Source organism: Streptosporangium saharense, assembly GCF_014203715.1.
GTDB classification, from domain to species: domain Bacteria; phylum Actinomycetota; class Actinomycetes; order Streptosporangiales; family Streptosporangiaceae; genus Streptosporangium; species Streptosporangium saharense.
The window spans coordinates 130,004-141,813 of the sequence record NZ_JACHJP010000008.1 but is presented as its reverse complement, the minus strand read 5'-3'; the positions used below and the strand labels follow the sequence as shown (position 1 = coordinate 141,813).

The 11,810-nt window shown below is 69.7% G+C and carries 13 protein-coding genes; 4 read left to right on the top strand and 9 right to left on the bottom strand.

The window, feature by feature from the left end; genetic code table 11:
* Window positions 1-467: 467 nt before the first annotated feature.
* The 7 genes from FHS44_RS29970 to FHS44_RS29940 are packed head-to-tail and all read right to left on the bottom strand — an operon-like array spanning window position 468 to window position 6,272.
* Entirely contained in the window at window positions 468-875 is a 408-nt protein-coding gene (locus FHS44_RS29970; protein ID WP_184720727.1) for a nuclear transport factor 2 family protein, read from the bottom strand.
* A 36-nt stretch (window positions 876-911) separates the two neighbouring features.
* Window positions 912-1,778: a branched-chain amino acid ABC transporter permease gene (locus FHS44_RS29965; RefSeq protein ID WP_184720726.1), complete on the bottom strand. Its 867-nt coding sequence runs from the start codon at window positions 1,776-1,778 to the stop codon at window positions 912-914.
* Window position 1,779: 1 nt separating this feature from the next.
* Window positions 1,780-2,967, bottom strand: a complete 1,188-nt coding sequence (locus tag FHS44_RS29960) for an ABC transporter substrate-binding protein (protein ID WP_221461476.1) — start codon at window positions 2,965-2,967, stop codon at window positions 1,780-1,782.
* A gap of 28 nt (window positions 2,968-2,995) precedes the next feature.
* Window positions 2,996-4,738: a branched-chain amino acid ABC transporter ATP-binding protein/permease gene (locus FHS44_RS29955; protein ID WP_246436254.1), complete on the bottom strand. Its 1,743-nt coding sequence runs from the start codon at window positions 4,736-4,738 to the stop codon at window positions 2,996-2,998.
* A complete protein-coding gene (locus tag FHS44_RS29950; protein WP_221461475.1) occupies window positions 4,735-5,466 on the bottom strand; it encodes an ABC transporter ATP-binding protein in 732 nt (243 codons plus the stop codon). The genes FHS44_RS29955 and FHS44_RS29950 overlap by 4 nt, the downstream gene beginning before the upstream one ends.
* A 3-nt stretch (window positions 5,467-5,469) precedes the next feature.
* Window positions 5,470-5,862 carry a nuclear transport factor 2 family protein gene (locus tag FHS44_RS29945; protein ID WP_184720724.1) on the bottom strand — a complete coding sequence of 131 codons (393 nt, stop codon included), beginning with the start codon at window positions 5,860-5,862 and terminating at the stop codon, window positions 5,470-5,472.
* Between the two features lie 14 nt (window positions 5,863-5,876).
* Window positions 5,877-6,272 (bottom strand): nuclear transport factor 2 family protein, encoded by a 396-nt coding sequence (locus FHS44_RS29940; protein ID WP_184720722.1) that lies wholly within the window; start codon window positions 6,270-6,272, stop codon window positions 5,877-5,879.
* A 182-nt stretch (window positions 6,273-6,454) separates the two neighbouring features.
* On the opposite strand from FHS44_RS29940, the gene FHS44_RS29935 reads away from it, so the two are divergent.
* The 3 genes from FHS44_RS29935 (at window position 6,455) to FHS44_RS29925 (ending at window position 8,876) form a co-directional block, all read left to right on the top strand.
* Window positions 6,455-7,207, top strand: coding sequence for an IclR family transcriptional regulator (locus FHS44_RS29935; protein WP_184720720.1), 753 nt, complete (start codon window positions 6,455-6,457; stop codon window positions 7,205-7,207).
* A 161-nt stretch (window positions 7,208-7,368) separates the two neighbouring features.
* Window positions 7,369-8,103 carry an IclR family transcriptional regulator gene (locus FHS44_RS29930; RefSeq protein WP_184720718.1) on the top strand — a complete coding sequence of 245 codons (735 nt, stop codon included), beginning with the start codon at window positions 7,369-7,371 and terminating at the stop codon, window positions 8,101-8,103.
* Window positions 8,104-8,321: 218 nt separating this feature from the next.
* Window positions 8,322-8,876: an isochorismatase family protein gene (locus FHS44_RS29925; RefSeq protein WP_184720716.1), complete on the top strand. Its 555-nt coding sequence runs from the start codon at window positions 8,322-8,324 to the stop codon at window positions 8,874-8,876.
* On the opposite strand, the gene FHS44_RS29920 is transcribed toward FHS44_RS29925, so the two are convergent.
* Both FHS44_RS29920 and FHS44_RS29915 read right to left on the bottom strand, forming a co-directional pair.
* The gene (locus tag FHS44_RS29920; RefSeq protein WP_184720714.1) at window positions 8,863-10,113 is read right to left on the bottom strand and encodes a methyltransferase domain-containing protein; all 1,251 of its coding nucleotides are present in this window, start codon (window positions 10,111-10,113) and stop codon (window positions 8,863-8,865) included. The two genes, FHS44_RS29925 and FHS44_RS29920, sit on opposite strands and share 14 nt — an antisense overlap.
* 82 nt (window positions 10,114-10,195) lie before the next feature.
* Entirely contained in the window at window positions 10,196-10,561 is a 366-nt protein-coding gene (locus FHS44_RS29915) for a MerR family transcriptional regulator (RefSeq protein ID WP_184720705.1), read from the bottom strand.
* A 59-nt stretch (window positions 10,562-10,620) separates the two neighbouring features.
* On the opposite strand from FHS44_RS29915, the gene FHS44_RS29910 reads away from it, so the two are divergent.
* Entirely contained in the window at window positions 10,621-11,799 is a 1,179-nt protein-coding gene (locus FHS44_RS29910; protein WP_184720703.1) for an MFS transporter, read from the top strand.
* Window positions 11,800-11,810: the final 11 nt, after the last annotated feature.

Genomic DNA, 11,810 nt, shown 5'->3' with positions numbered 1-11,810 from the left:
CCACCCGCTGAACTCTGTTCTTCCGCATATCGGGAGCGGCCACCAGCCCGGATTCCCCGGCGATTACATGGGGAATACCGGCCGGGACGGGCCGTCGGGAGACCGGTGTCAGGCGCTCCCGCGCGTTCCACTCGGCGAAAAGTCACAGGAATCCAACAGGGGTGCACCTCGCCAAGTCTTCAGGCCCGTCATCGGGGTCTCCACTGTTTGACCTGTCGGCTAAACACGCTCCTGGGGTTCGTGAATTCGAAACGGCGGATGCCCCGGCCTTCAAGGCCGGGGCATCCCGAGGTGACGGTCGCGTCGGTACGGACCTCCCGACCCGCGGTTGGCGAGAGGCGGCGCCCGGTCACCTGCCGGGCGCGGGGGCCAACCCCATGAAGACCCCCGCGCCGGTCAAGCCGACGTCTCCTGTCCCGGATCGGAGCACGCCGTCGCCGGTACGGCGGGCGGCTCCGATCGCCGGGTCAGAGAACGCCGTTGTCGTGAGGGACCGTCGCCGGGTCGGGGATCGGCATGAAGACGTCCCAGTGTTCGACGATCTTGCCGTCCTCAAGGCGGAAGATGTCCACCAGCACGACGCCCCGGTCGTCGGGACCTGCGTGGATGGTCTCGTGGATGGCGACGAGCTCCTCGTCGGCGATGATCCGCAGCGGCCGCTGCACGTAGTCGGGGGACCTGCGCCGCTCGGAGTTGACGAACTCGTTCTTGAAGCCCTCGATACCGTCGGCGACGAACTCGTTGTGCTGGGTGTAGCGGTCGCCGAAGTACCGGTCGGCCGCCTCGGCGTAACGTTTCTGCACGAAGCACAGGTCGTAGAACTCGGTCACGATGGCCCGGTTGCGTTCGGCTTTTGACTCTTGCTCAGTTGTCACGAAATTTCCTAGTTCATCAGGATAAAAGCGGAAAAATCAGGTGATCTCCCACCGGGCGCGCCGCTGGCTCCACAGCAGCACCACCAGGATCACGATCAGCGGGATGGCCGGGCGGTACTGCGCCACGACCGTCAGCGAGCTGGCCAGGCCACCGAGCGCGCCGAGCGCGAAGCCCCCGGCGAGCGTCAGCGGGAAGCTCCTGAACCCGCCGATGAGGGCCGCGGCGAACGCCTGGGTGATGAGGTAGGACAGCGACATGTAGTCCGTGGGGAACAGCGGTGCCACCAGGATGATCGTCAGCGTCGTCACCGCCCCGCCGACGGCCCACACCCCCAGCGCGAGCCCACCGGCGGGGATCGCGGACAGGGCCGCGGTCGTCGGCCGCTCCGACAGCGCACGCAGCTTCAGGCCGAGCCGGGTGCGTCCGAGGAACAGCACGCACCCGACGGTCGCCCCGACCGCGAGGACCGTCGTGATGACGGCGGTCCAGGTGATGTTCACCCCGCCCAGGTGGAAGGCGATCCCGGCGAACGGGTCGGGGAAGCGGCCCACGGTCGAGGCCCCGAAGACCCGGTTGCCGAACGCCACGATCGCCGCGAACAGCATGATCGTCACGGCCGCCTTGACCACCTGCCTGCCCTCGGCGAACCAGGCCACCATGATCCCGCCGACCGCCGTGTGGAGCGCGGCCCCGACCAGGACCCCGGTGACGACGGCCACCGGGAGCGGGACCCCGGCGTCGTTCAGCGCGACCATGGTGAACGCGCCGAAGGCCCCCACCGCGGTCTGCGTGAAGTTGGCGACGCCCGCCAGCCGGTAGGTGAGCAGGTTGGACAGGCCGAGGAGCGCGTAGGCGGCTCCCGCGGCAAGTCCCGCGATCGTGGTGGACAGCAGCAGCGGCATGTCAGCCGTCCGCGCCGGGGACGACGACGAAGTCGGGGGTTACCGTCTTCCACGCGCCGTCTTCGAGCTTGACCATCTTCACTGCCTGGTTGGGGGCGTGCGAGGTGGCGTCCCCCCAGGTGAAGGGGGTTCCGGTCATCGGGTTGGAGATCGGCTTGAGGGTCTTCAGCGCGGCCGTCACCGACTCCCTGGTGATGTCCCCCTTTATCGTCTTGAGGACCTCCACCATGGTCTGCGCGGCCACGTAGCCGCCCTGCGAGAACGAGGAACCCGCCACGCCGATGGACTCCGCGAGCGACCTCCAGTCCCTGTTGGCCTCGGTGTCGTCGGTGTAGGGCTCGAACTCGCTGCCCGCGTAGACCTTCATGTCCTTCAGGTCGGCCAGCGCCCTGGCGACGCCCTCGGTGTAGGAGACGCCGAGGAACAGGAAGTCGACGTTCTGCATCCCCTGCGCCTTGGCGATCTTGACCATCGGGACGACCTGCGGCTGCGCCGCGTTGAACACGACAGCCTCGCAGCCCGCGGACTTGGCCCGCAGGAGGTACGGGGTCAGGTCGGAACTCGGCTGGATCGAGTCATCGTTTATGGTGATCTTCTTACCGGTGGCCTTCTCCCAGCGCGTGACCGCCGCCGTGTAGGCCGCCTGCCCGCCCGGCGTGAGCTGCACGAAGTTGCACAGCTTGCTGTGGCCGAGCGTCTCGGAGGCGAAGTAGAGGTTGGCCGTGATGCTCGTGAACGGCCCCACGTTCACCGAGGCGATGTTGGGGCTGTTGAAGCAGACCGGATCGACGCCGACCGCCGAGACGACCGCGAGGCTCTGCTGTTTGTAGTAGGCCGAGTTGACCGCGCAGCCCACGATGGTCGCGTCCCCGGCGAAGGCGACGGCGCCCTGGGCGAGGAGTTCACGGACCGCCTGGGAGGCGCGTCCCGGGTTGGTCGCGTCGTCCTTGACGACGAACTGGATCTTCCTGCCGTTGATTCCGCCCTGCTTGTTGACCCGGTCGAAGACCGCCTGCGCGGTCTTGGTGGCGTCCTCGGCGGGGAAGCCGTCGTTGCCGGTGAGGGAGGCGAGGGCGCCGATCGTGATGGGAGAGGAGGGGTCGTCGCTCGTGCCGCAGCCGGTCGTCGTGGCCAGCATGGTGCCTGCGACCGTGACGACGACGGAGATCGTCTTCAGTGCGTGACGCATGGGTTCACCTAGGTCATTCGTGAGGAGTTCAGGTGGGTTGGGGATGCTGACCGGACGCGGTGCGCCCGAGGTAGGCGGCGACAACACGCTCGTCGGAGAGGACCTCCTGCGGCGTTCCCGAGGCCAGGACCTCACCGAAGTCCATGACCACGAGGCGGTCGGCGGTCGCCCTGACCAGTTCGATGTCGTGCTCGACGAGGATCACGCAGCCGCCGGTGAGGGCGGGGATGCCCGCGATGCGCCGGGCGAGCGCCTCCGACTCCGAGGCCGACTGCCCGGCCGCGGGTTCGTCGAGCAGCAGCACCCGCGGTCTGCTCGCGACCAGCCCGGCGACCTCGACCAGCCGTCTGGCGCCGACGTCGAGGGTGCCGACCGGCGTCCGCGCGGGCGGGCAGCGGAAGTGGGCGAGGATCTCGTCCACCTCGGAGGCGCCGAGTTTGCGCCCCGCCACGGCCCGCACCAGCATGCCCACGTCGAGGTCGGCGGCCACGGTGAGCTGCTGGAAGCTACGGCGCAGGCCGAGCCGGGCGCGCCGGTGCGCGGACAGGCGGTCGACGGGCCTGCCGTCCAGGTGGACCGTTCCCGTGTAGCCGTGGGCGAAGCCGGTGACGGCGTCGATGAAGGTGGACTTGCCCGCGCCGTTCGGCCCGAGCAGCGCCAGGACCTCGCCCCGCCGTACCTCCAGGTCAGCGCCGTTGACGGCGACCACCTCACCGAAGCGCACCGTCAGCCCGCTGACCCTCAGCACCACCTCACCCAGCTCACGCCCGGTCTCCACGACCTTTTCGACCTGTTCGGCCTTTTCTGAAGGGCGTTCGCGGAGCTTCTTGGCGTTGCGCTTGGCCCGGATGATGTCCGTCTGACCGAACTCTCCCCCGCCCTGCCGCAGCATGTAGACCGCGAACAGCCCGACGACGATGGTGCCCACGTCCTGGGGCAACGCGAGGGCGTCGAGGCCCACGGGCAGCAGCGTGCCGACGACCCCGCCGATCACCGCACCCTCAGGGCGGTGCACCCCGATCGAGATCGCGATGCCGAACATGACCAGCGACTGCTGGGCGGCGAAGTTCTGGGCGGTGACGGTGCCGAGTTGTCCAACCAGGAGCGCCCCCGCCAGCCCGGCCAGGAAGGCCGAGACCGAGAAGGCGGCGAGCTTGCTCAGCGTCACGCTCGTGCCGTGCGCGGCCGCGGCCCGTTCCGAGGTGCGCACCTCGACCCACGAAGCCCCGAGCCTGGTCCTGTCGAGTACGGCGAGCGCGACGAACAGCGCGACGGTGATCCCGACGACGAGTACCGCATAGCCCGCGTCGCTGTCGAGTCCCGCGGGCCGCTCCACAATCAACAACTCGTCCTGCCCGGGAAAGGACCCGGAGGCGAAGACAACGTCCATGGTGACCGCGAACGCGAACGTCGCGATGGCCAGGCTGACGCCGCGCAGCCGCAGGGCCGGGATCCCGACGACGAGACCGACCGGCACGACGGCGAGCGCGCCGAGCACCGCCCAGACCACGAACCCGCCGGGCGCGCCGTGCACCCCGAGCCAGCTCGTGGTCCAGGCGCCGATCCCCATGAAGGAGAACTGACACAGCGAGATGACCCCGGCCCGGCCGGTGATCACCCCGAAGCTCTGCATCATGATCACGACGATCGCCGCGCCGGTGACCGTGAACACCCAGTAGTCGGTGAGGACCATGGCCAGCGGCACCGCCACGATCACGGCGGCCGGGACAGGCACGCCGTACCGGAACCAGGGAGAGGTGGGCATCTTCATGCGGCCTCCTCCGCCGAGCCCAGGTAGAGCCGCTGGAGCAGCCCCGGTGAGGCGGCCAGTTCCGCGCACTCCCCCTCGAAGACCATCCGGCCGGTGCGCAGGACGTAGGCGCGCCCGCCGACGGACAGGGCGAGGTCGGCGAACTGTTCGACGAGCAGCACGCAGACCCCGCTGTCGGCGAGGTCGCGGACCGCGGCGAACAGCCGTTCGACCACGACCGGCGCGAGGCCGAGGGAGAGTTCGTCGAGCAGCAGGATCGAGGGGCGGCGGACCAGCGCGCGGCCGAGCGCGACCATCTGCTGTTCCCCGCCCGACAGCAGCCCGGCGCGGCTGTTCCTGCGCCTGGCCAGTTCGGGAAAGAGCTCGAAGACGCTCTCGACGTCGTTGTCCCCCGCCGCGACCAGGAAGTTCTGCTCCGTGGTCAGGTCGCGGAAGACCGAGCGTCCCTGCTCCACGTGCGCGAGGCCGAGCTTGGCACGCGCCGTGGGGCGTTTCCGCTCGATCCTGCGGCCGTCGAGGGTGATCTCCCCCGAGGCCACCGGGGTGGCGCCGGAGATCCCCTCGATGAGGGTGGTCTTGCCCGCGCCGTTCACGCCGAGCAGCACGGTGATCTCACCGGCCGGGGCGACCAGGCTGGCCTCACGCACGATCGGCAGGTGGTCCCGTTCGACGGTCAGCCGGGAGACGGACAGCCCGGACACGGGCGCGGGCGGAGGCTGCGCGCCCATGGGTCACAGCACCCCGTTCCGGTGCGGGATGGTGTCCTCGTCGGGAATCGGCATGCCGACGTCCCAGTGTTCGACGATCTTCCCGTTCTCCAGGCGGAAGATGTCCACCAGGACGATGCCGGTGTCCTCGGCGTGACGGCGCAGCCAGACGTGCACGGCCACCAAGTCCTCGTCGGCGATGAAGCGCAGCGGACGCTGGACGTAGTCGGGCGCCAGGTGAGCCTGCGAGGTGCCGAAGTGCTCCTTGAAGGCGTCGATGCCGTCGGCCACGAAGGCGTTGTGCTGGATGTAACGGTCACCGAAGTAGGCGTCGGCGGCCTCTGCGTAGCGTTTGCGCACGAACGCCAGGTCATAGAACTCCTGGACGACGCGGCGGTTCAGCTCTGCGGTCGGCATCAGGGCACCCCCGCTCAGAGCACGCCGTTGGAGTGCGGGACGGTCGCGGGGTCGGGTACCTCACGGTAGACGTCCCAGTGCTCGACGATCCTGTCGTCCTCGATGCGGAAGATGTCCACCAGCACTGTCGAGGGCTTGTCCGGGCCGAACTGCATGTGGGCGTGGACGGCCACGTACTCCTCGTCGGCCACGACGCGCAGGATGTCCTGCCTGAAGTGCGGTGACTTGTTCTCCTGCCATTCGGCGAAGAACTTCACGAAGCCCTCGGCGCCGTCGGGGACGAACGGATTGTGCTGGACGTACTTCGGTCCGGCGTAGGTGCGGATGGCCTCCTCGTGCCGGTTCTCCTGGAACGCCATCCGGTAGAAGTCCTCGACGAGTTTGCGGTTCTTCTCGCGCTTCGACGTCATGCGCGTACTCCTCACGTCCACGGGTGAGGGCCGTTCTCGATGCCGGACCAGCCTCACCCGTCTTCCGAATATCGGGTACAGTAAACCGAAAATCGGAGACCCACAAGGGGTAGCCTGTCGGCACGTCGCGAGGCCCCATACTCGCTACAGGTCATGGGTGAGGAAGGACCGGAGAGGGCTCGATGGGCATGGAGACGGCGCGCACGGCGGACCACGCTCTGCTCGCGCTGCGGACGCTGGCCGACAACGGGCCGATGACCGTGACCGACCTCGCCGCGGAGCTGGGGGTGAGCCCCACGGCGGCCCACCGCGTCATCGCCACGCTGCACGCCTCGGCGATCGTGCGCCGCTGCGAGGACGGCCGCTACGACGTGGGACCTCGCCTCATCCGGCTCACCGACCACCTGCTGCAGTACTACGCGAAACAGGCGACCCCGGCGATGCTGCGCCTCGCGGAGTCAACCGGCGGCACCGTCGTGCTCAACGCCCTCCAGGGCGACAGCACGATCGCATTGCACCAGGTCACCGCGACCCGGACCCCGCTGCGCATCGAGTACCGGCTCGGCTACGCCACCCCCTTCACCGGCAGCCCCGGCGGACTGACGATCCTCGCCCACCTGCATCCCTCCCGCAGGGACCGCCTGGTCAGCGAGGCCGGGACCAAGGGCCTGCGCGAACGCCTCGACCGGATCGTCGCCGACGGCTTCCTCATCTCCGGCGAGGAGGTCTGGGCGGACGCCGTCTCGGTCTCGGCCCCCATCCTCGACGAGAACCTCGGCGTCATCGGAAGCCTCTCCGCGGTCATCACCACCGACCCCGCCGAGCATCAGAAGATCGTCACCCAGGTCACCCAGGCCGCAGCCCGGGTAGCCAGCCGCTCCAGCGAATTCAGCGGCCCCGGCTCCACCCAGCCCGGGAAGCCCACCGATGACTGACATCCAGAGAACAACCAGCCGACCCGAACGATCACGGGAAGCCGACACCCGGACAACCAGCCACTCCAGCGAGTCCAACGGACCCGGACCCGCCCAGGCCACGAACCGGATGACCAGCCACTCCAGCGAGTTCGACGCCCAGGAGGCCGAGGAAACCCCCCATGGCTGACACCTCGAAGACCGTCGAGAAGGCGATCCGCATCCTGGAGGAACTCGGCGCCTCCCAGTGGTCAACCCCGCAGGAGCTCTCCACCCGCCTCGGCCTGAGCAGGACCGTGGTCCAGCGCCTGCTGTTGACCCTGCACCAACGCGAGTTCGTCACCAGGGAGAACGGCCTCTACCGGCTCTCCACCCGGCTCAGGGTGATCGCCGACGTGGTGCTCCGCAAGCTCCGCGCCGCTTCGCACAACGTGGTCAGGGAACTGTCCGAGGACCTGCGCGAGACCGTCGTGCTCTACGTCGCCGACGGCGCCGACGTGGTGGTGCTCGACGAGGCCCTCACCGCCCAGGACCACCTGACCTGCGTACGCCACGAGGTCGGTGCCCGGGTGGGGATGCTGTCGAGCGCGGGCGGCCTCGCCCTGCTGTCCGGGGCCGAACCCTCGACCCGCACGTGGGTGCTGCGCGCCTCCGGCGCCGGTGACGAGGTCGCCGCCGAACTGGCCGCGATCGAGGAACAGGGCTTCGTCGCCATGCGCGACCGCCCCTACCGGGGCATCAGCTCCCTCGCCGTCCCCATCATCGGCCCCGAACACCACGCCGTCGCGAGCCTCGCCGTCCTCGCCCCAACCGCCCGCGTCTCCGCGGTGGACAACGCCCTCCCAAGAGTACGGCGAGCCACCACCCGCATAGCCGACGTCCTCAAACGCGACGCGGCCCACCCCCAGGACTCCTGAGGCCGTACGGCGGGAGCATCACCGGGGCGGGGCCGTAACCCTAGATCCGGGGGCGCCACGATTGTCGGTGGGTCGTCCAGCGTGCGAAGTCGTCAGCGGGGGCCCATCGGGGACGGCGCGCGAAGTCGTTGGCGGTGTCGTCCCACGTCAAGGACAGCATGCGAAGTTGTCGGTGGGGTCGTCTAGCGTCGGGGGTGGCATGTGAATTGGAGGACCATGTGACAACCCTGCCCGACCGTCCGAACACCGCCCTGCTCGTCATCGACGTCCAGAGCGGGGTGGTCGCCGACGCGCACAACCGCGACGGCGTGATCGCGAACATCAACACCCTGGTCGACAGGGCACGCGCGGAGGACGTGCCCGTGATCTGGGTGCAGCACTCCGACGAGCACCTCGAACGCGACAGCGACGCGTGGCAGTACGTCCCCGAGCTGACCCGCCACGACGCCGAACCGCTGGTCCACAAGAACTACGGCGACTCCTTCGAGGCCACCGACCTTGAGGACGTGCTGGCCGAGCGCGGCGTCGGCCGTCTCGTCGTCACCGGCGCGCAGACCGACGTCTGCATCCGCTCGACCGTGCACGGCGCCTTCACCCGTGGATACGACGTGACGCTGGTCAGCGACGCCCACACGACCGACGACTTCGGCGAGGGCCTGCCCCCCGCCCAGCAGGTGATCGCCCACACCAACCTCTACTGGCACTGGCAAAGCGCCCCCGGCCGCCACGCGGACGCCGTCGAGACGGAGAAGGTGACCTTCACCAAGAGCTGATCCGCCCCGGTTCGTCCAGCCACACCCGCTGCCCGTCGGGGGCGACGGTCATCCCGAACCGGCTCCGGCCAGGCTGCCCCCAGCCCACCCACCGGAAGTAGGCGTCAACGACCTCGTCCCAGACGGGACGCTCGCCGTACTGGCGGACCTCGATGTCGCGGTGGCCCTGGGTCCAGGTCACCGCGGCGGCGTGGGGTGTGCCCGGTTCGTACACCCACAGCCGGTAGGCGTCGTCCCAGACCAGGCTGCGCGAGTGCAGACCGGTCAGCGTGGCGATGGCCAGGTCTGCCCCGGCCGGGGTGTGGCCGATGGTGCGCGGATCGACCGTTGTCGTGGTGGCCCGATGGTCGCGGGTGTAGCTCAGCACCCCGGCCGGGACGCGCTGCGGACGCATCATCATGTAGGAGGCGAACCCGGGAAAGCGGCCGTGCGCGAGCCCGTCGGGAGTGACGACAAGCCGCAGCTCGTGGCCGGTGCCGAACCCAGGAACGTACGGCAGCACGATGACGCCACCGGGACGCGTCTGCTCCACCCACGCGTACGGCACGGCGCGCACCCCACAGGTGACGTGCACCCGGTCGTACGGCTCGCCCTCGGGGTGGCCTTCGGTGCCGTCACCGACGACCAGGCGCACCCGGTCGTGACCGGTGAGGTTCTTGGCGGCCTGCTCGGCCACCATCGGGTCGATCTCCATCGAGACGACCAGGCCGCCGTCACCGACCAGGTGCTCCAGCAGCGCGGCGGTCCACCCCGTGCCGGTACCGACCTCAAGGATCCGGTGGCCGGGTTCGACGTCCAGCAGGTTCAGCAGCCCGGCCACGGTGCTGGGTGCCGACGCCGAGGAGGTGTAGTCGGCCCCGGCGGGCAGCCGTACGACACCGTCGGGGGCGACCACGTCGGCGACGGACAGTGCGCCGTCGTCGAGCTGGGTGACGATCGAGGTGTCGGCGTAGACCGTCTCCCACCAGCCGTCCGGATCGGTGTCCCGGTCGATGGCACGAAGGCCGTCCTCATCCGGGACCAGCGCCAACGCCGGAACGAAGTCGTGGCGAGGCACCGCCCGCAGCGCCTGCTCCACCGGCTCCTCCAGACGGCCCAGACGGGTGAGCAGGCGCTCGATGCGCTCACTTTCGGTGTCACCGGTGGCCGTACGGTCCCGGTCGGGGCTGTGAACGACCCCCGAGATGTCGAGCTCCCTGTCTTGGAGCCCCTTGCCGTCGCCATGCTCGCCCACCATCGTCTCCCTCGACCCGGTTCTCCCAGAGTGACCGTACGAGCACCGAACGAGTACGGACAAGGGAATCCCGTCACGGTCCGTATCAGCCCTCTGACACCGCCGGACCCGCGGCGATGACCGTGTCGAGGAGGCCCTGTGATGCCTGCAGGTTCTCGATCGCGTGGGTGATGCGCTCGCGCTCCCTGCGCAGTTGCGCCACCAGGTCCGGGCACACGGGTGCGAGGGTCGGGCCGTCGTCGCGGATGCACGGCAGCACCTGGGCGATGGTGGCGGTTGGCAGTCCGGCCGCGAGCAGGATGCGGATGCGCCGGACCGTATCCACATCCGCGTCGCCGTAGACCCGGTAGCCGCTCGCCAGCCTCGTCGGCGCCAGGAGCCCCTGTTCCTCGTAGTAGCGCAGCAGCCGCTCACTGACCCCGGTGCGGTGGACCATCTCCCCGATGCGCATGTGACCTGCACCTCACCCCATTGACTCTCACATTGATGTGAGACTTTAGCGTTCCGGTCATGACCACTGGCACAGCGCCCCCGCTTCCGGCTGGACTGCGCCGGGCAGCCACCCTGGCGGTGCTCACCGCGTGTGTGTTCGTCGTGGGCACCGCCGAATGGGTCATGGTCGGGTTGCTCCCGGAACTGTCGGCCGATCTGCGTCGTCCGCTGCCGACCACCGGTTCCCTGGTGACCTGGTACGCCCTCGTGGTCACCGTCGCCGGTCCGCTGGTGACGGTGGGGATGCTGCGCCTCCCCCGACGCCGTGCGCTGCTGGTCCTGCTGGGCGTCTTCGTCGTCGGCAACCTCGCCGCGGCTCTGGCGGGAGGCTTCGGCGCCCTGGTGGCGGCCCGGATGCTGACCGCGCTCACCCACAGCACGGCCTTCGCGGTAACGGTGGTGATCGCGACGGCGACGGCACCGGCGTCAGGCCGAGGGCGGGCCATCGCCACCGTGACGGCCGGATGGAACCTGGCCACCGTCCTCGGCGCGCCCCTGGGAACCTGGATCGGCGACCAGTTCGGCTGGCGAACCACCTTCTGGGCCATCACGGCCCTCGCCGCTCTTGTCCTCTGCGCCGTGGCCGTACTCGTGCACCCGCCCGCGCCGCAGGAGACCACGCGGCCTGGCAGTGCGCTCCGGCCCAGGGCGGTCCTGGTGCTGGCGATCATCGTGGTGGCGCAGACCGGCCTGTTCACCACCTACACCTACATCGCCCCGCTGCTGCGGCAGGTCAGCGGCTTCACCGGCTCCGAGGTCACCACCCTGCTTGCCCTCTTCGGGCTGGGCGCGCTCTGCGGCAACGTCCTCGGTGGCCGCCTGGCCGACCGCGCCCCGTGGGCAGGACTGTGCGCGCTGCTCGCCGCCCTGTCCGGTGTGCTGGCCGCGTTCACGCTCACCGGCGACGTTCAGTGGACGGCGGCCGTCACCGTGCTCGCCCTCGGTGTGATCACCGCTGCCCTCGTCCCGCTGTTGCAGGACCGGGCCCTGGCCGCCGCACCCGAGGCACCCACCCTGGTCACCGCGATCAGCGCCTCCGCCTTCAACCTCGGCGTCGCCGGGGGCTCCCACCTCGGCGGCCAGGCCCTCACCACCGGTCTCACCCTGCGCGACCTGCCCTGGGTGGGCGCCCTGGTGGCCGCGGGCGCCGTACTCCTCGCCGCCGTGACCGCCCACCGATCACGTACCACCCCGTGAAGGAGAGATCT